Origin of the sequence: Blautia sp. Marseille-P3087 (genome assembly GCF_900120195.1) — a bacterium.
Taxonomy (GTDB): domain Bacteria; phylum Bacillota; class Clostridia; order Lachnospirales; family Lachnospiraceae; genus Blautia_A.
Genome location: NZ_LT635539.1, coordinates 1539629 through 1561619 on the forward strand (window position 1 = coordinate 1539629; position 21991 = coordinate 1561619).

At 43.4% G+C, this 21991-nt stretch carries 17 protein-coding genes; all 17 read right to left on the reverse strand.

The annotated features are described in order from the left end of the window. Positions 1-354: 354 nt before the first annotated feature. The gene (locus BQ7344_RS07350; protein WP_072522059.1) at positions 355-1413 is read right to left on the reverse strand and encodes a substrate-binding domain-containing protein; all 1059 of its coding nucleotides are present in this window, start codon (positions 1411-1413) and stop codon (positions 355-357) included. Then, positions 1410-3005: a response regulator gene (locus BQ7344_RS07355; protein ID WP_072522060.1), complete on the reverse strand. Its 1596-nt coding sequence runs from the start codon at positions 3003-3005 to the stop codon at positions 1410-1412. Before BQ7344_RS07355 ends, BQ7344_RS07350 begins: the two co-directional genes overlap by 4 nt. A 41-nt stretch (positions 3006-3046) precedes the next feature. Next, complete coding sequence (locus BQ7344_RS07360) at positions 3047-4564, reverse strand: sensor histidine kinase (RefSeq protein ID WP_072522061.1); 1518 nt, start codon at positions 4562-4564, stop codon at positions 3047-3049. Then, positions 4561-5583: a substrate-binding domain-containing protein gene (locus BQ7344_RS07365; protein ID WP_235816070.1), complete on the reverse strand. Its 1023-nt coding sequence runs from the start codon at positions 5581-5583 to the stop codon at positions 4561-4563. The genes BQ7344_RS07360 and BQ7344_RS07365 overlap by 4 nt, the downstream gene beginning before the upstream one ends. A gap of 105 nt (positions 5584-5688) precedes the next feature. Next, complete coding sequence (locus BQ7344_RS07370; protein ID WP_072522063.1) at positions 5689-6846, reverse strand: ABC transporter permease subunit; 1158 nt, start codon at positions 6844-6846, stop codon at positions 5689-5691. 40 nt (positions 6847-6886) lie between these two features. Then, positions 6887-8428: a sugar ABC transporter ATP-binding protein gene (locus tag BQ7344_RS07375; RefSeq protein ID WP_072522064.1), complete on the reverse strand. Its 1542-nt coding sequence runs from the start codon at positions 8426-8428 to the stop codon at positions 6887-6889. Between the two features lie 97 nt (positions 8429-8525). Then, positions 8526-9656, reverse strand: a complete 1131-nt coding sequence (locus BQ7344_RS07380; RefSeq protein ID WP_072522065.1) for a substrate-binding domain-containing protein — start codon at positions 9654-9656, stop codon at positions 8526-8528. A 254-nt stretch (positions 9657-9910) separates the two neighbouring features. Continuing rightward, the gene (locus BQ7344_RS07385; RefSeq protein ID WP_072522066.1) at positions 9911-10699 is read right to left on the reverse strand and encodes a shikimate kinase; all 789 of its coding nucleotides are present in this window, start codon (positions 10697-10699) and stop codon (positions 9911-9913) included. 101 nt (positions 10700-10800) lie between these two features. Further along, positions 10801-13116, reverse strand: a complete 2316-nt coding sequence (locus tag BQ7344_RS07390) for an ABC transporter permease (RefSeq protein WP_072522067.1) — start codon at positions 13114-13116, stop codon at positions 10801-10803. Between the two features lie 12 nt (positions 13117-13128). Continuing rightward, positions 13129-13827 (reverse strand): ABC transporter ATP-binding protein, encoded by a 699-nt coding sequence (locus BQ7344_RS07395; RefSeq protein ID WP_072522068.1) that lies wholly within the window; start codon positions 13825-13827, stop codon positions 13129-13131. Between the two features lie 221 nt (positions 13828-14048). Then, positions 14049-14369 carry an AzlD domain-containing protein gene (locus tag BQ7344_RS07400; RefSeq protein WP_072522069.1) on the reverse strand — a complete coding sequence of 107 codons (321 nt, stop codon included), beginning with the start codon at positions 14367-14369 and terminating at the stop codon, positions 14049-14051. A 1-nt stretch (position 14370) separates the two neighbouring features. Continuing rightward, complete coding sequence (locus tag BQ7344_RS07405) at positions 14371-15081, reverse strand: AzlC family ABC transporter permease (RefSeq protein ID WP_072522070.1); 711 nt, start codon at positions 15079-15081, stop codon at positions 14371-14373. A 7-nt stretch (positions 15082-15088) separates the two neighbouring features. After that, positions 15089-15508 carry an ACT domain-containing protein gene (locus BQ7344_RS07410; RefSeq protein ID WP_015541915.1) on the reverse strand — a complete coding sequence of 140 codons (420 nt, stop codon included), beginning with the start codon at positions 15506-15508 and terminating at the stop codon, positions 15089-15091. A 219-nt stretch (positions 15509-15727) separates the two neighbouring features. Further along, positions 15728-18103: a ribonucleoside triphosphate reductase gene (locus BQ7344_RS07415; protein ID WP_072522071.1), complete on the reverse strand. Its 2376-nt coding sequence runs from the start codon at positions 18101-18103 to the stop codon at positions 15728-15730. Positions 18104-18299: 196 nt separating this feature from the next. Further along, positions 18300-19553, reverse strand: coding sequence for a GTPase HflX (hflX, locus tag BQ7344_RS07420; protein WP_072522072.1), 1254 nt, complete (start codon positions 19551-19553; stop codon positions 18300-18302). A 2-nt stretch (positions 19554-19555) separates the two neighbouring features. After that, complete coding sequence (locus BQ7344_RS07425) at positions 19556-20611, reverse strand: tetratricopeptide repeat protein (protein WP_072522073.1); 1056 nt, start codon at positions 20609-20611, stop codon at positions 19556-19558. Positions 20612-20620: 9 nt separating this feature from the next. Continuing rightward, on the reverse strand, positions 20621-21967 hold the full coding sequence (glmM, locus tag BQ7344_RS07430) for a phosphoglucosamine mutase (RefSeq protein ID WP_072522074.1): 1347 nt from the start codon (positions 21965-21967) through the stop codon (positions 20621-20623). Between the last annotated feature and the right edge of the window lie 24 nt (positions 21968-21991).

Below are 21991 nucleotides of genomic sequence, written 5' to 3' on the forward strand. Positions count from 1 at the left end.
CCTCTTCGCTCTCCACTTTCTGACTCGATTCCGGTGGGCTAGCGCCGCAAGCGTCGCGGCATCGACTCGCTCACGCGCGTCCGCGCGCTACTCCAGCTTCCCCTTATGATACGTATGTCAAATATAAAAAATATCCCTTCTGATTATACAAGCCTTGGAGAAATCTTTAGAAGTACTTAGAGAATAAAAGATTACTTTGCTACTAAAAATGGCGCTGTCTGAGCGTTAGCGAGTTTGACATTTTTAGTAGCGTTTTTTGTAAGCTTTTCTTCTCTTAGTACTTCAAGATTTTTACAATAGCTTGTAAACATCAGAAGAGATATTTAATTTATATACTGCATACGCTATCATATTTTACTTCACATTCAGATATACATCCTCTCTTGTATGGAATCCTCCATCTATGATCACTTCATCCATATTCTCCGCGGTCACGGCCACAGGTGTGATCTTGTAATACGGTATGTCATTCGAACCGTCATTGAAAGTCTCATTAACGGAAATCCCATTTTCTTCCTTACTGATATCCTCTCCGTTTCCAAGTCTGACGGCAAGTTCTGCCGCCGTCGAAGCCTCCTGTTCGATCGGTTTGTACACAGTCATTGTCTGGGTACCTTCCACGATCCGCTGGCATGCTGCAAGGTCCGCATCCTGTGCTACAACAGCCACCCGTCCGGCAAGACGATTCTCTGACAGCACTTTTACCGCCTGGCTTGCAAGGTCATCATTTCCACACATAACCCCGACAACATCATCCGTAATCTCCAGACCTTTATTTACATGTGCAGCCGCCAGCTCTGCCAGCCAGTTATCACAGTACCCACTGTAAACTATATTCAGATTACTGCCTTTTAAGGCTTCTTTAAAGCCCCTCTCAACTTCCTCTACATTCTTATCAGTCGGAGACCCGTAAATGGCAAAGATATTTCCACCATCAGGGCAGGCTTTGATCAGAGATTCTCCCATCAGCGTTCCAACCATCTCATTGTCAATCGTGATATACAGGTCTGCATTTACATTAGGTGTGATCCTGTCATAACAGATAACATAAATCCCCATGCTCTTTGCTTCTTTCACAACATCATACAATGCATCACCGTCAATCGGGATGATTACGATCACATCCATCTTCTTCTGGATAAAATACTCGATCTGAGAAATCTGCTCATCCACATCGCCTCCGGCGACCTGCACATTTACTTCTGCCCCCAGCCCCTGTGCTGTCGATACAAACATATCGCGGTCACGCAGCCATCGCTCAATAACAAAAGAATCAAAACTCAACCCAATCTGAAGTTTATCAACTTCTTTTGAATCCTCACTGGCAGTTTCCTCTGTTCCGGTTCCGCATCCGGTCAGAAGAATCAGCACCAACACTCCAATTATCAGAAAAATACCCGTTTTTCTTTTCATTCCCCATACCTCGTTTTGTATTCACTTGGTGTCATATCCGTCTGTTTCTTAAAAATTCTGCTGAAATAGTTCGGATCTGTATAACCACTCCGTATTCCGGCTTCCTTGATACTGATGTCCGGTTTTACTAGAAATTCCTTCGCTTTTTCAATACGGATCTTCGTCAGATATTCAATAAAATTCTCACCGGTCTCTTCTTTAAAAATCTTACTGAAATAATACGGACTGATATTCACAAGGCCCGAAACATCGTCAAGTGAAATATCTTTGCTGTAGTTTTCCTGAATATACAGCATTGCTTTCTTTGCTGCGGAATTGGACCGCTCTTCCTTCTGATCCCGGATTGCCCGGCAGGCATTGACCATTTTATCAAGGAACCATTTACGGAGTTCTTCATAGTTTTTGCAGGCCATCGCCACATCCAGATAGTCGCGGCGATAACTGAATCCATAATTGACTGCGCCCGCCTCAAATGCTTTCTTTTCGCCCCAGATAATATATTCCAGTACTTTCAGACGGATGTTGTTCATGTCCTCCGCATAATGCGCCAGCATCCAGTCAAAGAACTCATTCATCTCCTGTACGCATTCCTTTTCTTTCCCTTCTTCCAGATAGCGAAAAATACTTTTTTCCATTTCTACCGGAAATTCTTCATCATATACACCATTCTGAGAAAGGTCTTCAATATGTATCACACGGCTCTTGCTTCCGTTCAATGCACGAAGTGCCTCACGGTAAGAGCGCTCCATTTCCTGCATTTCCCGCACCCTTCCGATACCAATTCGGAATTTTGCCTCAATCCTTCCCTCAAGCTTCGAGATCAGACTCCTCGAACTTTCTACAAGGTCGATTCTCTCCTCATAAGAATTGGCCGAAATCGGACACGGAACAACGATTGGAATGCGATTTGACATGATAGAACCAACTACACAGGAAAAATAAGATTTCACAATATCCCGAATTTCTCCATAAAATTCCTGTGCTTTTACATTCATGCCCACCGGGCTGACCAGTCTGCCTTTCTCATAAGACTGACCAAACTGCAGGATCATGACATATCCCTGCCTGTCTTCAATGTCCAGAAGCTGCTGGTAATAATCTGCCGCCTGCATTTCCTGCTGAAAAAGCAGACTTCCGACGAAACTGTTCTCCACAACCGGAATGACTGTCTCCAGTTTTTCCTGAATCTTTAAGAGATTACTTCTCTGATTTCGCTTTGCATCAACTTTTCCGATTGCCTCCTCTACAGCCGCAATGATCTTTGCTCTGGATATCGGCTTCGTCAGATATCGCTCCACGCCCAGATCGATAGCCTCTTTGGCATAATCAAATTTGTCATATGCCGATACTACATAAAAAAGCGCTGTTGTATTGAATTTACGTATTTCCCTCATTGCCTGAATACCGTTGATTCCGGGCATATGAATATCCATAAACACCACATCCGGATGGAAAGTTTCAGCAATCTCCGTAACTGCCCTTCCGGTCTTTGCAGTCTCAACGACACATTCCTCTCCAAATGCACCGGCTATGACACTTTTGAATGCTTCCAGCATAATTCCCTCATCATCTGCTACCAAGATTCGATACATACTCTCATTTCCCCTTTTGCTTACCTTCTGTTGTCTGATTTCTATTCTCCATCTTTTGGAATCTCCGTGTCATCTTTTTCAACAGGAATCATAATATGAACTGTGGTTCCGGTATCCGGACCATCACTTTCAATCGTAAAAAACTCTTTTTGTTTATAATAAAGCTGCAGCCTGTCGATTACATTTCGAACTGCAATTCCCGTCGAAAAACGATCTTCATTATCCTGTGAAGCACTTCCTGACATTACTTTTGCAATCATTTCTTCTGTCATTCCGGCGCCATTGTCACTGATCGTAATATCCAGCATATCTTCATTCTGATGAATCGACATCCGGATCCATCCTGTTTCCATACAGTCATGAATACCATGCTGCACCGCATTTTCAACAAGTGGCTGAAGGATCATACTCGGAATACGGATATTTTCGATTCCTTCATCTACTTCTTTGATATAAGTAATGTCGCCCGCAAAACGGACATTCAGAATATAAATATAATTATCAACAGCCTCTACTTCTTCCCATAGCATCGCATCTTCTTCCATCTTGCGTACATTATATCGGAAAAAATCCGCCATTTTTTCCAGAAAAGCACCTGTCTTGTCCGCATCTCCCATCATGGCAAGCTGCGCGCCTGCATTGAGACTATTAAACAGAAAATGCGGGTTGATCTGTGCCTGCAGATATTTGAGCTGTGCTTCTTTAAGATGTGTTTCCATAAGAAGCTCCCGTTCTTTCATCTGTGCCTGACGCTCCATACTGTCTTTCAGCTGCTCAATATTCTGACGGATGCTTTCCAGCATCTGGTTAAAGCTTCGGGTTACAATTCCAACTTCATCCTCTACCACAACCGGAAGCTGCGGGACATTTAAATTTCCCTTCGCCACTTCATGTGCCGTATTGGACAGTGCGGTAAGCGGCCGGATCATGTTGCGTACCAGAAGTGTCGTTACCACGAGGCCAAGTGCATAAACCACCAGCATGACCGCGATACACAGTTTGTACAATACATTCATCGCCGATAAAAGGAGCTGATAGTTTGCAGAGTTCATCTTGAACCGCAGATTATTCAGCTTATAGCTATACGAATTGATATATTCATACAGTTTATGTTCATCCTCATAGGAGGTCTTGTACTTCTCAACATTTCTGCCTCGCTTTGCCTGTACCGTTTCATTTGTCTGATCCAGATAAGTTTCTGACATCCTTCGGATGTTTTTTTCAAGCATTTTTGCTTCATTATCCAGATTCCGGTCATTCAGGTCTTCGAGCAGATTCCTGTAATTCTGTTCATAGCGGTAATAATTTTCCAGCGCCTGCGAACTGTTTGTATTCAGATATTCATAAACGGTACTTTCCACCTGTTCAATAGAATCTGAAAGCTCATTTATAGCCGTATTGCTGGAAAAAACCGCATCAATTCTTCCCACCGCCGTACGGATCTGGGCAAAAATAAACACATTGATACCAAGCGCAAAAATCAGGACCAGAAGCATAACACCACTCAGTCTGGTCTGTATGGAATTTTTTACAGCGGAGAATTCTTTTTCATCTTTCATTTCTCATCCTCCGTCCTGTATTCCCTGGTGTTGTCCTTCGTAATCACATGCTGGTCAACACTATAATAGTTATTGCTATGTCCAAAAGATATATATTCGTCCAGTGCATTGACACTGTACCTTCCGATTTCTTCCATATCAAGAGCAATTGCAGAAGAAATAATTCCCTTATCGATCGCATTCAGGGTTACATTAGAATAATAATATCCGATTACTTTTACATTACCAACCTGATTATAGTCTACCAGTGCCTGACAGACACATTCTGTTACAACCTCATCCATACAGACAATCACATCCGGAAGGCTTTCATCACTGACAAACATATCCCGCACAAATTCTTCTGTATCAAAGTCTGCGCTGCTGTCCACACAGTATTCCGTCAGATCTATCGACTGTCCTGTTTTTTTCCGGGATTCCAGTTCTTTTTTGACCTGCGAATAAACAAGATTTGTTTCCTGCGTTTTTGAGCTGGATGTCGATAAAAACATCACACTTGTAGAACCTTTTTCTTTCAGCATCCCCTGAATCTGTTCTGTATAGGCACTTCCCATCTGATAACTGTTCAGTCCTACAAAGCTGATGCGGCTCGTCGCAGTATCATCTGTCATAACTGTAACAACCGGTATTCCATCCTTCAATGCCTCTGTGATCAGATGCTGTTCTTCTTTACTTCCGTCCGCTTCCAGAATGATTCCATCCACTTTTGAGGCAATCCCGATCTTAAGGCAATCCGCCTGCGAGTATCCATTCATCTGTTCCGGAGAGAGTAGTTCCACATATGCATCTTTGCTTTCTGCTTCTTTTGAGGCGCTTTCATAGACTGACTGCCACATGCCGGTATCCTTATCGTTGGCGATCATCAGATAATGCCGCTGATAGGCTGTAGCGCGCTCTCCTTCTCCCAGTTCGACCCGGTCCAGATTTTTCTGAAAATAGATCCAGATCCCCGAGAGAAAAAAGATACACCCAGCCAATATGCAAAAGATTGTCAGTGTAGATTTTTTCATAGTTTCCATTCTTTCTGATTATTTTTCTTTCTATCAGTGTATCACATTTTTTCTGATACTTCAAAAGGGCCATTGCGCCACACGCAATGACCCTTACCATTCATCTAATTTTCATTATCCGTTCTTTCTGTTGGATAATACATCGAATACAACTGCGATCAGAAGTACGGCACCTTTTACTACATACTGCCAGGAATCACCGATACCCATGATAGACATACCCATGTTGATAACACCAAGAAGAAGGGCACCGATTACTACACCACCAACAGTACCGCTGCCGCCGTATGCAGAAGCACCACCGATGAAACAGGAACCGATTGCATCCATCTCGAAGGATGTACCTGTACTACCGTTTACAGAACCTACACGTGCTGCACAGAGAAGACCTGCAAGACCTGCAAGAAGTCCCATGTTTACATATGCAATAAAGTAAACTTTGTTTGTATCAATACCAGAAAGCTGTGTAGCTTTCTCATTACCACCGATTGCGTAGAAATAACGTCCGAATGCTGTTTTGGATGTAATGAAACTGTAAATCAGGCAGATTGCAACTACCCAGATGAACATAACGGAGATACCTTTGTACTGGAACAGTTTGTAGCAGTACCACAGGATAACAACTGCAATGATCACTGCTTTGCTGTAATCAGAAAATGCTGTATTCTGACGATAACCTTTTTTCGCTTTGTTTGCTCTGGAACGAATAACATTAAAGATTACATAAACAGCTACTACAACACCAACGATCAGTGCGGAATAGTTTGCAGTATCATCAAGTCCAGGAATATTGATATAGGATGTAAATACTTTCAGGAAATCTTGGCTCTGGATAGATACAGTCTTGTTATCCAGGATCAGACGTCCGAATCCACGGAAGATGAACATACCTGCAAGTGTTGTGATAAATGGAGGAATACGTTTGTAACCGATCCAGTAACCCTGCCAGATACCTACCAGAAGACCAACAACCAGGCAGATGATGATGGTCAGATATGGGTTCATTCCCTTGTTGCTGATAAGTACTGCTGCAAGACCACCAACCAGGCAGATTACAGCACCAACAGAAAGGTCGATGTTACCACCTGTCAGGATACATAATAACATACCACAGGCAAGAACGAGAACATAACCATTCTGAAGCATTAAGTTTGACATGTTCTGTGCATACAGGAGTCTTCCGTTTGTCAATCCACAGAACAGGATAAATACGATCACCAGTGCAATGACCATTGTATACTTTCTTAAGAAATCTTTTACATTAAATTTCATTTTTTTACCCCTTTCCCAGTAACTGTTCAGTCACTATTTCTTATTTTTTATTCTGTTCCTGCATGATCGAAGCCATAATACGTTCCTGAGTTGCCTCTTCCGCTGTAAATTCACCAGCCAGACGGCCTTCACTCATAACATAGATCCGGTCACACATACCGAGAAGTTCCGGCATTTCAGAAGAAATCATAATGACTGATTTTCCATCTTCTACCATCTTATTGATCAGGCAGTAGATATCATATTTTGCACCTACATCGATACCTCGTGTAGGTTCATCCAGAATCAGGATATCCGGTTCTGTAAACATCCACTTACCAAGCAGAGCTTTCTGCTGGTTACCACCGGAAAGGTTACCGATTTTCTGCTCATTGGAAGGAGTCTTGGTTCCCATTTCCTTTGTCATCTCATCTGCCAGATGAACTTCCATATCTGTATTGATGACACCTTTCTCGCAGACTTTGGAAAGTCGTGCAAGTGTTGTATTAAATCGAATCGATTCTCCGAGGATCAGTCCGTTCGTCTTACGGTCTTCTGTTACATATGCAAGACCATGGTGAATTGCATCATGCGGATTCTTGAGATTGACTTTTTCTCCTTTGATATAGAGATCACCGGAGATATTGCTTCCATAACTCTTACCAAATACGGACATTGCGAATTCAGTACGTCCTGCACCCTGCAGTCCAGAGAAACCAACAACTTCACCTTTATGTACTTTACAGGAGATCTTATCATCTACAATCTTCTCCGGGTAAAGCGGATGATGAACGGTCCAGTCTTTTACCTCCAGCATGACATCTTTGCTGACATTATGTTTTCTGGAAGGATAACGGTCATCCATAGAACGACCAACCATACCTTTGATGATACGGTCTTCACTTAAATCATCTACACCCTTGGTCAGTGTCTCGATCGTTGTACCATCTCGGATGATTGTACAGCGGTCTGCACAATAGATGATCTCATTCAGTTTATGTGTAATGATGATAGAGGTCAGTCCATTCTTCTTGAATTCCATCAGAAGATCCAGAAGCATCTTTGCATCTTCATCATTCAGAGATGAAGTAGGCTCATCCAGGATCAGAAGTTTAACCTTCTTGGAGAATGCCTTTGCGATCTCTACCAGCTGCTGTTTACCTGTTCCGATATCTTTGATCAATGTCTGTGCAGATTCATGGAGTCCAACCTGTGCCATGTGTTTTTCTGCTTCACTGTATGTTCTGTCCCAGTCAATGCTGCCGCTTTTATTCTTAATCTCGTTTCCGAGAAACATATTCTCGCCAATAGAAAGTAACGGAATCAGCGCAAGTTCCTGATGGATGATAACGATTCCTTTCGCTTCACTGTCGTTCAGGTTTTTAAACTTGCATTCCTCACCTTCATAGGTAACTGTACCTGTATAACTTCCATATGGATACTGACCACTTAAAACGTTCATCAGTGTGGATTTTCCCGCACCGTTTTCACCGATCAGCGCGTGAATCTCTCCTCGCTGGACTTCAAGATTTACATTGTCCAGAGCTTTGACACCGGGGAACTCTTTTGTAATGTGATCCATTACTAAAATATTGTCTGCCAAAATGGCGCCCCCTTTCAAAAAACCGGGCGGGGCTCTTCACCCCGCCCTAAAATTTCAAATTACATGTTTTATTGGTTACTTAAGCAATTTTTTCTGCTTACTGTGCCGGATGAAGATATCCGTCATCGTCCTGTGTATAGTATCCTGTGTCAACCAGTTCTTCTTTCATGTTGTCTTTTGTTACAACTGTAGGAACCAGAAGGAATGATGGGCATTTGTGACCTTCGGATGTTTCATAGGATTCTGTATCATATGCACAATCGAAATCCCATTTGGAGTTTGTGATCAGAGAATCATCAATTGTGTCACCTTTCAGCATTGCTTCTGCAAGGTCAAGAGTAACAACTGCTTCGTTTGCAACTGCTTTGTAAACTGTCATGGACTGTTTTCCATCTACGATGTTTGCAAGGTTAGCTTCGTCACCATCCTGTCCTGTGATCAGAACGTCGTTTTTGCCTGCATAGTCAGATTCGATAGCCTGTGTAACACCAAGTGCTGTAGAGTCATTGGAGCAAAGAGCTACATCAAGCTGTGTTCCGTCTGCATAGTAAGAAGCGAGGATGTTCTGCATTCTTTCCAGAGCTGTCTGTGTATCCCATGCTGCTGTTGCTACGGAATCGAAATCGGTCTGTCCGGAAACTACATTCAGTGTGCCTGCATCCAGATACGGTTTCAGAGTGTCATAAGCACCGTTGAAGAAGTATCCTGCATTGTTATCTGCCGGGTCACCTGCTGTGAACTCAATGTTATATGTTTTATCACCTGCATTGTCAAGATCCAGAGTATCGATTACGTACTGGCCCTGCAGAGTACCTACTGTATAGTTATCGAAGGAGATATAATAGGAAACTGCATCGGATTTGATCAGACGGTCATAAGCGATAACCGGGATTCCTGCATCTGCTGCTTCATCCATAACTGTATTAAGTGCTTCACCATCGATAGCTGCAACTACCAGGAGGTTAACTCCATCAGAGATCAGGTTCTGGATATCATTTACCTGACGGTCTGTTTCGTTATCGGAGTATGTCAGCTCCACATCATATCCAGCTGCTTTAAACTGTTCTTCCAGATAAGAACCATCTCTGTTCCAACGTTCCAGAGACTGTGTTGGCATTGAGATACCGATTTTTCCGCCTTCAGCTGCTGCATCATCTGCAAGTACCGGAACTGCACAAGATGTGATTGCCATTGTTGCTGCCATCGCTAAAACTAATTTTTTCTTCATAAAAGAAACCTCCCATTTTTGTTTTCGCTCTTTAGCTATTTCGTATAGCTTTTTGATGAAATTATAATACCATATGGATATATTAAACAAAATGGACTGTTTTTTGATGCACCATTCAATTTTTGCGTTCAAAAAAATCCAGGCGACACGCATCTGGATTTTTTTGGACATCTGCTTTTTATTAAATTAAATTTGTGCTATTGACACTTCTCAGGATATTCTCAACCAATACATCTCAGTATGTTACTTACTGGTCACTCCTGCGCATCCAGTGCGCGAAGTCTGTGTACAAGCTCCTCACAGATTTCGAGCTTGTCTTTACCATCTGTCTCGATAACGATATCAGCTGCTGCCTGATATTTCTCACGACGTTTTTCCATAAGGTCGCCGATGAAAGACACATTCTTATTTCCTTCGAGAAGTGGTCTGTCATGGTTGTCTTTGACACGGTTTAAGATTGTCTCCGGTTTTGCGGTAAGAAGAACGACACGGCCGTTTTTCTTCATCTCAACTACATTGCGCTCTCTCATCGGTACACCGCCGCCACAGGAGATGACCACATTGCTCTTGGACTGCATTTCAATAAGAAGTTCTGTCTCAAGATTACGGAAGTATTCTTCTCCGTAGGTCTCAAAAATATCGGAGATGGACATGCCTTCTCTCTCTGCGATGATCTGATCCATCTCTACAACTTCCATTGCAAAAACAGTTCTCAGGAAATCAGAGATCGTAGATTTGCCGGCTCCCATAAATCCGATCAGGACAATATTGTAATCAAACAGCTTACGTGCCTGAATCTTCTTACTGTTTCTTGTGATTTCTTCAAAAACAGCCATTACCTCATCTTTATGGCGTTTGCCTTCCATTCTGCGGTTCAGCCATTCTCTCTGCTTCGCTTCCTGCTCCGGCTGCAGGATCGGAATATCATTTGCTTCTTTGTAAACCATGATGTCTTCTACGATTCTGTTACGCATAAGAAGTGCATCCAGAAGAATCTCATCACACTGTCCGAGACTTTCTCTGAGTATATCCAATTGATTCATATGTATCGTTCCCTCTCTATATAAACAAATTTATCGTTATTATAACAGCTATTTAGCGCGTTAACAATATAAAGTGGGGATTTTTCTGAAAAAACTGAATTTTATTCTGCATTCTTGAGTGATTCACTCATCGGCACTTTACGTATCCTGCGATATTCCAGAAGTGCTACTACGGCATAAGTTACAAATCCAGCCCCAAACATCTTCACATAAATCATCGGATCGATCCACAGAGCAATCCATCCGGAAATACTCTGCAGCATCACTTCCCGGAACAATACTTTCATGACCTCTGCTTCTATCGGCAGACTGATCAGAAGACACAGGATTACTACGATTGAGGTTGACATGATATACAGCCTACTGATCTCACCGTTTGTATACCCAAGAATCTTTGTCATTGATATCGACTGTGCATTTTTTTCGATGATGATCTTGGACAACAGATAGATCAGGATCATGTAGATTGCGATTGCAAATCCATTGACCAGGCCCATCATACTTCCCATTGATACGTTGAGCTGTCTGGAAATCTTGGTCAGGGCATCCAGATCTATCACCGAACCGATATAACGGCTGTCTATATCCGTAATCTCGCTGTTGCTGAAATAACCACTGAAGTAATCATCTCCCAGATCAAATGTCTGGTTCAGATCCTCCTGCGGCATAAAGATACATAGTCCACCATTGTAATCATAGATCCCACCGATTTTAAACGTATACTCATCATCCTCATATTTTTCCTTAAGAATGATCGCATCCCCGATTTTCAGCAAAAACTTGTCCGCATATGCCTGCGAGATGTAAATACCATCTGAAAAATCTGCATCAATATACTTACTGTCATCATGAATGCCGTACAGAGTAACTTCTTCGCTCTTGTATTTGCCCGGAAGTGTATTCAATGAATACGCACTGAACTCCTCCGCATCTTCATTATCCGTCTCTGTATCAAGAGAAAAAAGCAACATATCAAGCATCCCTTCTAGCTTATTGCTGCCACCCATCACACTAACCGGAACAGAAAGCATATACTGATATTTTGCCAGCATATTATTCTGAATCTCCAGTTGATAGTGATCCAGTGCCGACGGAAGCAGAAGTCCGAACATCAGAAGCAGATTTGCAAAAACAATACCCACAAAGAGCACCAGATAATTACTGATGTTCTGGAAGATCACACGCAGACGGAATCTGTGGAATATTTTAAGTTTCGGACTTAAATAAAGAGCACGTTTCTGCTTTCTTGTTGAAAGATCCCTTCGCAGGAATTTAAGCGGTGAAAGTTTCAGTTTGTGATGCAGGATTGCATAATTAACTACAAACATGATCGCCACAGGCACCACTGTTGTCAGAACAAATGCTTCTGCATTCCAGATTGTCTTATAGGTCGGAAGGCTGTAACTTCCATAATACATGTCAGCGCATATATATTTAAAAACTGTATAACCCAGAATATTTCCGCCAAGTGCCCCTATAAGCGTTACGATAACCGGCAGTGTCATGTAATGACGGACCAGTTCTCCCCGCGTATAACCGGATGCACGGAGTGTTCCGATCACACCGGCTTCTTTTGCAATCGTATTGCTCGTCGTGATTCCAAATACAAATGCCATGATCACAATAATGATATAAAGAAGCATTGCAATCATTGCTTTGTCACTTCCCATGTCATCACCGGTAAAGATGATCGCCTGGTTCTGATACTGTGGCACAAAGCTTTCCAGTGTAACAACTTTGCCCATTGCTTTCATCAGATCCTCGGAAACATCTTTTTCCTCTGCTTCTGTCTCCGGTTTTTTATCATAGATCCACACATAATTATACTGCAGCTTATCCTGATCCAGCGTATCAAATTCTTCTTCTGTCACCAGACCGACACCGAATTTTACAGCATCAAACATCGTATCACTGTTATTCTGAAACAGACAGCTGTAATCAGACAAAGCAACCAGACCGGTGATTTTCCAACTCTTCTTGCCGTCATCGATCGTGTCTCCGACTTTCAGCTCATTATTGTCTGCATACATACGGTCAATCGCAATCTCACCTGTCTTTTCCGCAAGCTTGCCTTCCATCAGGCAGACTTTGTTGACATCTGTACGGTTCTTAAAGAAACGCATCGTACTGCCATTTGAAAGAGAATCTTCTATATAATAGTTCTCGTAGACTTTGACGCCTTCTTCTTCAATTGCCTCTTTCTGTCCACGATACAGACGCTCTCCGAGACGGAAATTGCCATCTTCAATGTTATATTTCTCAAAGCCTTCATTGTATGCATGAATCATACTTCCATCTGCAACCAGAAAACCGGAAACCAGTCCGATCGTTGCAACCATTAGGATAAAAACAACCAGATACTTTCCGATTTCTCCTTTGAATTCACGGGGAATCCTTTTTCTGAGAGGACTTTTCATATTATCGCCCCCTTACCAGTCAAGATCCATCGCAGGAATCTTATGTTCGTTCTGATAATTCTTACGGATAATACCATCTCGAAGCTTGACTACACGATCCGCCATATCTTTGATCGCATCATTATGAGTAACCATGACGACCGTATTTCCATATTTCTGATTAACGGTTTCGATCAGTTTCAGAATCTCCTTGGATGTATTGTAATCAAGCGCACCCGTCGGTTCATCACAGAGCAGGATATCCGGATTCTTTACGATAGCACGACCAATTGCTGTTCTCTGCTGCTGGCCTCCGGACAGCTGATTCGGAAGTTTTCTCTGATGTTCAAAAAGTCCCAGTGTATGCAGAAGTTCATCCACATCCAGTGGATGGTCACTTAAATATGCCCCGACCTCGATATTTTCACGCACAGTAAGATTTGGGATCAGGTTGTACATCTGGAAGATATAGCCCAGATGCTTTCTGCGGTACTGTGACAGCTTCTTTTCTTTCATGTCGGCAAGACGTTCTCCCTCAATGGAGATGCTTCCATCATCGGCACCCTCAATTCCCCCGATAATATTTAAAAGTGTGGATTTACCGGAACCGGATGGTCCCAGAAGGACACAGAACTCTCCCTTCGCAATATCCAGATCCAGACCGCGCAGCACATCGACTTTGCTGTCGCCTGAACCAAATGATTTCTTGATTTCTCTTATTTCCAAAAACATACGTTTCTCCTTTTCCCCTCGATTTTTGACTAATGAGTTTAAGTTAGTCGCATCTATACTTATGTTAGTTCAGGCTATCTTATTTGTCAAGAATATTTGTTGAAACTAACTATTTCCGAAAAAGGAGTCCATTTTTTCGTACATAAACATTACGGAGTAATTTCTTATAACGTAAAAATCCGGCTCTGCCAGAAGCAAAGCCGGAAGGCATTTCATATTATTTACATCAAAAATCCCATAATCCTCTCTACCACAAACACTGCTGCACACGCAAACAATGCAACCGTAAGAAGGCTCTTTTCGCGATAGGCTACGATTAGCGCCACGATCAGTCCTGCAGCACCGGAAATAATTCCCCCCGCCGTTGCGGTAAGGATCGCCGGAAATGTCATCGCCGCAAGACAGGCATACGGCACATAATATAAGAAAGATTTTACATAAGGACTGGTGATCTCTTTCTTAACAAGTACAAGCGGAAGCATACGTATCAGGTAAGTCACATCTGCCATCACCAGAATATAGATATATACATTCGGTTTCATATCAGTCTGCCTCCTCCTTTTCTTCGATCGGGCAGAAGTATGCTGCAATTCCTGCCACAAGTACGGTTGTGATAATAATCACAAAACCGGTTGATACTTTATTCAGTACAGGCACAGTCGCAAATAAAGTACTTACTGCCATAGCACCGATCACAACACCCAGCACGGCACGGTTCTTCTTTGCCGGCGGAATAATGACAGCAAGGAACATGCCATAGATTGCAACGCTCAGTGCACTGACCAGAAAATCCGGAAGCAGATTTCCCGATACGGCACCGGCAAGAGTTCCGAGTGTCCATCCTGGAATTGCCACACACATCACACCATAATTATACCATGGACTGATTCTTCCCTCCTGACTTGCACTGACGCCAAAGATCTCATCTGTCACACCAAACGCAACTGCCAGGCGATGGCCGTTTGACACACCCTTTTCCAGTTTCTGTGAAAGCGAAAAAGACATCAGACAATATCGAAGATTGATGACCAGCTGAGTCAGTGCCATCTCCCAGAGAGATCCGCCTGCTGCAATGATCCCGATACCTGCAAACTGACCTGCCGATGTCAGATTTGTCAGAGAGATCAATACAGCCTGCCATGCACTTAATCCCGCCTGTATTGCCATAATACCAAACGTAAAAGAGACTGCAAAATACCCGAGTCCGATCGGAATTCCGTCTTTCAGTCCCTTCTGAAAAGCGGATTTATTCATGATGGTTTCAGCCCTCCAGAGAATTTAATACACGGAATCCATTATTGCTCAGCACATTTTCGGTTACAAATACATCATCTGTCTGAAGAATCATGATCGGAAGACTGTTTCCTCTGTGATAGGATGTATAAATATAATCCAGATTTACATTACAGTTGCCAAGTACCTGCAGTACTGTGTTCAGTCCGCCGACTTCATCCTTGAGATCTACGGCGATAACTTCTGTCACACGGTTCATATATCCGTTCTCTGTGAGGATTTTTTCTGCTTCGTCTGCCTGGTTTGTCACCATACGAAAAAGCGCAAATTCCGGTGCATCAAAGCATGCAAATCCATAAATATCGATACCTGCTTCTGCCAGAAGACCGGTTACTTTCTGAAGACTTCCTGCTTTATTTTCAATAAATACTATGTTCTGTTTAATCATTATTCTCTCTCCTCGTCCCTCGCATAAAAATTAGTCTATATTGCATAATATACCAATGAATATCATTATACTCACGTTTTTTCTAAATGTAAACCTTTGCAGAAACATTACGGAGTAATTTCCTGTAACGTAAAAAGGTCCCCGTGAAGCACTCTTGCCCCACGAGGATTCATATTCTTTCATTAAGTATTATTTCCTTATGCTTATCCACACAGCGGATCAGGCATCCAGCTCTTCATCCACATATTTCTGGATATTGGATGCATTTACATATTTCTTAAGGTGTTCACCATCGGTAATAACCAGCGTCGGTGCCTGCATGATTCCAAACTGACGTGCCATATCAGGATTTTTCTCTGCATCGATGATCTCAAGGTCTTCACCCTCCAGCATCTTCTTTGCCATGCGGCAGTTCGGACAGGTACTTGTAGTAAACAAATATTTATGCGTTTCCAACGGTTCGATCTTTACATCATCGTCAGTCAGTGTCACCATACTTGTATGAACTTTCTTAAGTTTGGAATGAAGCACATCATATAATGTACGGTTCTTGTACTCCTGTGCCTTACCGTCGTTCCAGTTCTGTACCGGGCGGTAATATCCGGTGATACGGCTGTAAACTTCTGCTTTTTTACCGCATTTCGGGCAGGTAAAATGCTCACCGCTTAAATAGCCATGCTCCTTACATACAGAGTAGGTCGGAGAAATCGTATAATACGGAAGCTTGTAGTTCTCTGCGATCTTACGTACAAGAGATGCAGCAGCTTTCCAGTCCGGAAGTTTTTCACCGAGGAACGCATGGAATACAGTACCGGATGTATACAGAGTCTGAAGCTCATCCTGAATATCCAGTGCATCAAAGATATCGGAGCTGAATTCCACCGGAAGATGGGAACTGTTGGTGTAATACGGAGTATCACCCTTGCTTCCTGCGGTACGGATATCCGGCCAGCGTTTACGGTCATGTTTTGCCAGGCGGTATGCAGTGGACTCTGCCGGAGTTGCCTCCAGATTGAACAGTTCACCCGGATATTCTTCCTGGTAATCAGAAAGGCGGTTACGCATATGTGTCAGTACTTCTTTTGTGAATTTCTGCGTACGCTCATCGCTCATATCGCAGCCAAGCCATTTTGCATTCAGTCCTGCCTCGTTCATTCCGACCAGACCAATGGTGGAGAAATGATTATCGAAGCTTCCCAGATAACGTTTGGTGTACGGATACAGACCTTCATTCAGAAGTTTCGTGATGACCTCTCGTTTGATATGAAGAGATCTCGCTGAAATATCCATCAGACGATCCAGTCTGCGGTAAAACTCTTCCGGAGTCTTTGACTGATATGCGATACGCGGCATGTTGATCGTTACGACACCAACAGAACCGGTGCTCTCACCGGAACCGAAGAATCCGCCGCTCTTTTTACGCAGTTCACGAAGATCAAGACGGAGACGACAGCACATGCTGCGGATGTCGCTCGGTTTCATATCGCTGTTGATATAGTTGGAAAAATACGGGGTTCCGTATTTCGCAGTCATTTCAAATAACAGACGGTTGTTCTCTGTATCGGACCAGTCAAATTCCTTCGTGATGGAATAGGTCGGGATCGGATACTGGAAACCACGTCCGTTGGCATCGCCCTCGATCATGGTCTCAATAAATGCCTTATTGACCATATCCATCTCTTTCTTACAGTCTTTGTACTTAAAGTCCATTTCCCTGCCGCCAACGATTGCAGGAAGCTCTGCAAGGTCATCCGGAACAGTCCAGTCCAGAGTGATATTGGAAAATGGTGCCTGCGTACCCCAGCGGCTCGGTGTATTGACACCATAGATAAATGCTTCAATGCATTTTTTTACCTCATGATAGCTTAAGTTATCCACCTTGACAAATGGTGCAAGGTAAGTATCAAAAGAAGAAAACGCCTGTGCACCGGCCCATTCATTCTGCATGATGCCGAGGAAATTAACCATCTGATTGCACAGTACACTCAAATGCTTCGCCGGTGCGGAAGTAATCTTGCCCTCGATTCCGCCAAGACCTTCCTGAATCAGCTGTTTCAGGGACCATCCTGCACAGTAGCCGGTCAGCATGGACAGGTCATGAATGTGAATGTCTGCATTTCTGTGCGCCTCTGCGATCTCATTGTCATAGATCTCGGAAAGCCAGTAATTTGCGGTTACAGCACCGGAGTTGCTTAAGATCAGCCCTCCGACAGAATAAGTTACGGTGGAGTTTTCTTTTACCCGCCAGTCTTCAACCTTTACGTAACTGTCTACGATTTCCTTGTAATCGAGGATTGTGGATTTCATGTTACGGATCTTTTCTCTCTGCTTGCGGTAAAGGATATAAGCCTTTGCCACATCACTGTAACCGGCCTGGATCAGAACATTCTCTACACTGTCCTGAATATCTTCCACTGTTACTTTGCCGTCTGTAATCTTATTCTGAAAATCTGCGGTCACACGGAGTGCCATCAGATCGATCATATCCTTGCTGTAAACTTTTTCTTTGGCATCGAATGCTTTATCAATCGCTGCAGTGATTTTTGACATCTGAAATTCCGCGATCTCACCATCACGCTTAACTACCTGAAACATACCTAAATCAAACCTCCCTCTACTGCTGCATCTGTATCTATTTACGACCACATGTTCCCATATGATTTATGCGCTGTAGACCTATTGTAGCAAACTCTCTTCGTTTCGTCAATACACAAAAAACACCATATATTGTGTCATTTCATCATTTTCACAACTATATGGTGTTACCCAAAAAACTTTTTTATTTGTATTTTCAGTGACTTTCAGGGAGCACGGAAACGAAGATTTCCGCAGGAACACGGGCTTTTACGGCTATTCCGTCGGCTGTATATTCCTCTGAAAGAAGGCTTCCATATTCACGTATCAGCTGAATTTTTCCTGCCTCTTTGTAAGAAAATAATTCTTCCAGATAAATCTGGCTCTCAGCAAGAATTTTTGCAAGAACGTCTTTAAACTCTTCCAGACCTTCCCCTGTACGTGCAGAACACTTTACAGTATAATCTGCCTGAAGATCCCGGATCTGGATATCTTTTACCTGATCCTGCTTGTTCAGAAGAGTGATGATCTTTTTTCCGGTTGCACCGAGTTCACGAAGTGTCTCGTATACTGTGTGCATCTGAAGCTCTGCCTGCGGATTTGACGCGTCTACGACATGAATGATATAGTCGGCATACTTTGCCTCCTCCAGCGTGCTTTTAAAGGCTTCTACAAGGTGATGCGGCAGCTTCCGTATAAACCCTACAGTGTCGGTCAGAAGGATCTGCTGCCCGTCTTTTAATTCCAGTACTCTTGTCGTCGGATCAAGTGTCGCAAATAACTTGTCCTCTGCCAGGATTCCTGCTCCGGTCAGCGTATTTAAAAGAGTAGATTTACCGGCATTCGTGTAGCCGACAATCGCTGCAGTCTTTAAATTGCCGCGACTTCTTTTACCGCGGATCAGTTCTCTGTGCTTCTCAACCTGAAATAACTCGGCTTTCAGTGCTGAAATTCTGGTTCGGATCAGACGTCGGTCTGTTTCCAGTTTTTTTTCACCGGGTCCTCGCGTACCGATTCCACCACCGAGTCTGGACAGAGATTCACGTAAGCCGACAAGACGCGCCGCGCGATAGCGGAGCTGTGCCAGCTCGACCTGGATTTTTCCCTCACTGCTTACTGCACGCGCCGCAAATATATCAAGAATCAGAAGTGTACGATCCATTACTTTGCAGTCCAGTTCACGCTCAAGATTATTGAGCTGCGCCGGCGAAAGTTCATCATCACAGATCACACCGTTTGCGTCATATGCCTGAATAAGTGCCGCAACTTCTTCGATCTTACCCTTGCCGATATAGGTACCCGGGTGGACTGCCTCACGATTCTGTATCACCTTTGCCACAGTCACTGCACCGGCAGTCTCTGCCAGTTCTTCCAGCTCGTCAAGAGATACGGCGACATCCTCGTCTTCGCTTGTCTGCACGCCGATCAGAACGACCCGTTCTTCTATATCTTTAAACTCGTAAAACTGCATACTCAGCCTCCGTTTCTCGACTGAAGGAAAATAAGCTCTTTGGATGCATTTTCATCATCCGGGAACATCTTGAGATACTCCTGTATCTTACTCAATGCTGTGGCAAAATCCAGTTTTTTCTCATAAACCACAACTTCATTATACAGAAGATCCTGCATTTCCTCTGTAGAAGCGTCTGCAAGACCATTTGTGATATCTGTCAGTGCATTATCGTAATTGCCGTCATCAATATCACAGAGTGCAAGACCATTGTAACCTTTTGCCGGAGAGCTTCCCTCCGTCTCAATATACTGCTGGTACATGGCGCGTGCATTGGCTGTATCACCCTGTGCTTTATAAACCATACCGAGAAGCAGGATTCCCTCTGTGCTCTTTTTGTTGACCGCTTCTGTCAGTTCTTTCTTTGCATTGCTGTAATCCTGCATATAGTAATAAGCTTTTCCCCGGTCGCAGTAATCGTCTGCAGTTTTGGCTTCTGTCTGTAATGCAGTCTCCAGATAACGTGTACCGTCTGCCTCCATGTCTTTTTCGAGATATGCCTCATAGATCTCGATCGCCATCTCATAGGACGCATCAGCATCATACGCATCAGTAAAATTAGTGGATGCCTCATCATAAGAATCCATGGCAAGTGCCACACAGCCAGTCAGATAATACGTGTCTGCATCCATCGCGTAATCTTCGGCGATGGTCTGGCAGTCTGCCATTGCAGCATCAAAAAGCTCTGATTTCATCTCTGCAGTCGCACGATAAGCAAGCATGTCCTTTTTCAATGTTTTGCCTGCTTTTTCATCATTCAGTCCACTGGTGAGATAGTCGATCGCATCCTGGTAATTGCCGAGATGAAGGCTTGCTATACCTGCCCCACGATACGACTGCGCACTTTTATATCCGGCAGTGATCGAAGACTTGTAACCTTCCAGCGCATAGTCATAACTTCCCTGCTCAAGATCTGTTACAGCCTGGTCGTAAGTCTTCTTATTCTGCCCCCCGCAGCCGGTCAGCATGAGCATACAGAGACCGGCTGTTCCCATTTTTATAATATTTTTTTTATTCATCAATATCCTTTATTCTACAATAAGTCCTTCTTCTTCCATGACACGTACTACATTATTTACGTGCTCTGCACAGATTTCCTCTGTTCCGGCTTCTACCATGACACGGATCAGCGGCTCTGTACCACTTTCCCTTACAAGAATACGTCCTTCTGTACTCAGTGCTCTTGCAGCTGCTTCTACTGCTTCGACAACCTTCGGGTTCTCTCTTGCAGTTTTCTTATCGGCTACACGCACATTGCGCAGGATCTGCGGATATACTTTCATCTCTTTTGCAAGATCACAGAGAGTTGCTTTCTGCTCTACGCAGGCTTCCATGATCATAAGAGAAGTCAGGATTCCGTCACCGGTAGCTGCATAACGGCTGAAAATCACGTGTCCGGACTGCTCGCCACCAATACTGTAATTGTTTTCGAGCATATTTTCTGCTACGTATTTGTCACCTACGGCAGTCTGCTCATAGTTGATGTCTTCACTTTCAAATGCTTTATAAAGTCCCATGTTGGACATAACGGTCGTAACAACAGTATTGCCGTTTAATTTGCCCTGTGATTTCAGGAATTTACCACATACATACAAAATCTTGTCACCATCAATGATATTTCCCTTATGGTCTACCGCAATACAGCGGTCTGCATCTCCGTCATAGGCAAAACCGACATCCAGCCCATTCTCAACCACATATTTCTGCAGTACTTCGATATGCGTGGAACCACAGCCACGATTGATGTTGGTTCCGTCCGGATCATTGTTGATCACATAAGTCTTTGCACGAAGTGCGTCAAATACACTTTTTGCGATTGCAGAAGAACTTCCGTTGGAACAATCCAGTCCGACTTTAATGTTTTTGAAGTCACGGCACGGAATAGAAATCAGATAACCGATATAACGGTTACGTCCGGAAGCATAATCCACGGTACGTCCGATATCTTCGCGTGTTGCATATGGAAGATCTTCGATCTTGCCATCCAGATATGCTTCGATTCTTGCCTCTACTTCTGCTTCAATCTTCTGTCCGTTACCGTTCAGAAGCTTGATTCCATTATCGTAAAATGGATTATGACTTGCAGAGATCATAATTCCGCAGTCAAAATTCTCTGTGCGAACCGCGTATGAAACACTCGGTGTTGTCGTTACATGAAGCAGATATGCATCTGCTCCGGAAGCCGTCAGTCCGGCAACCAGTGCATACTCAAACATATAGCTGCTGCGTCTGGTATCCTTGCCGATTACGATCTTGGCCTTATGTTCACGGCCATAGTACCAGCCGACATATCTGCCGACTTTGAAAGCATGATCTACTGTTAACTGTATATTTGCTTCCCCACGAAAACCATCTGTTCCAAAATATTTGCCCATTATTTTCCTCCTTATCCGCGCATA

Excerpts from the sequence above, each read along its gene's own strand:
- BQ7344_RS07395 (WP_072522068.1), bottom strand. The coding sequence starts at position 13,827 with ATGTTTTTGGAAATAAGAGAAATCAAGAAATCATTTGGTTCAGGCGAC.
- BQ7344_RS07385 (WP_072522066.1), bottom strand. The coding sequence starts at position 10,699 with ATGAATCAATTGGATATACTCAGAGAAAGTCTCGGACAGTGTGATGAG.
- BQ7344_RS07360 (WP_072522061.1), bottom strand. The coding sequence starts at position 4,564 with ATGAAAGATGAAAAAGAATTCTCCGCTGTAAAAAATTCCATACAGACC.
- hflX (WP_072522072.1), bottom strand. The coding sequence starts at position 19,553 with ATGCAGTTTTACGAGTTTAAAGATATAGAAGAACGGGTCGTTCTGATC.
- BQ7344_RS07415 (WP_072522071.1), bottom strand. The coding sequence starts at position 18,103 with ATGTTTCAGGTAGTTAAGCGTGATGGTGAGATCGCGGAATTTCAGATG.
- BQ7344_RS07400 (WP_072522069.1), bottom strand. The coding sequence starts at position 14,369 with ATGAAACCGAATGTATATATCTATATTCTGGTGATGGCAGATGTGACT.
- BQ7344_RS07390 (WP_072522067.1), bottom strand. The coding sequence starts at position 13,116 with ATGAAAAGTCCTCTCAGAAAAAGGATTCCCCGTGAATTCAAAGGAGAA.
- glmM (WP_072522074.1), bottom strand. The coding sequence starts at position 21,967 with ATGGGCAAATATTTTGGAACAGATGGTTTTCGTGGGGAAGCAAATATA.
- BQ7344_RS07410 (WP_015541915.1), bottom strand. The coding sequence starts at position 15,508 with ATGATTAAACAGAACATAGTATTTATTGAAAATAAAGCAGGAAGTCTT.
- BQ7344_RS07350 (WP_072522059.1), bottom strand. The coding sequence starts at position 1,413 with ATGAAAAGAAAAACGGGTATTTTTCTGATAATTGGAGTGTTGGTGCTG.
- BQ7344_RS07405 (WP_072522070.1), bottom strand. The coding sequence starts at position 15,081 with ATGAATAAATCCGCTTTTCAGAAGGGACTGAAAGACGGAATTCCGATC.
- BQ7344_RS07425 (WP_072522073.1), bottom strand. The coding sequence starts at position 20,611 with ATGAATAAAAAAAATATTATAAAAATGGGAACAGCCGGTCTCTGTATG.
- BQ7344_RS07370 (WP_072522063.1), bottom strand. The coding sequence starts at position 6,846 with ATGAAATTTAATGTAAAAGATTTCTTAAGAAAGTATACAATGGTCATT.
- BQ7344_RS07380 (WP_072522065.1), bottom strand. The coding sequence starts at position 9,656 with ATGAAGAAAAAATTAGTTTTAGCGATGGCAGCAACAATGGCAATCACA.
- BQ7344_RS07365 (WP_235816070.1), bottom strand. The coding sequence starts at position 5,583 with ATGGAAACTATGAAAAAATCTACACTGACAATCTTTTGCATATTGGCT.
- BQ7344_RS07355 (WP_072522060.1), bottom strand. The coding sequence starts at position 3,005 with ATGTATCGAATCTTGGTAGCAGATGATGAGGGAATTATGCTGGAAGCA.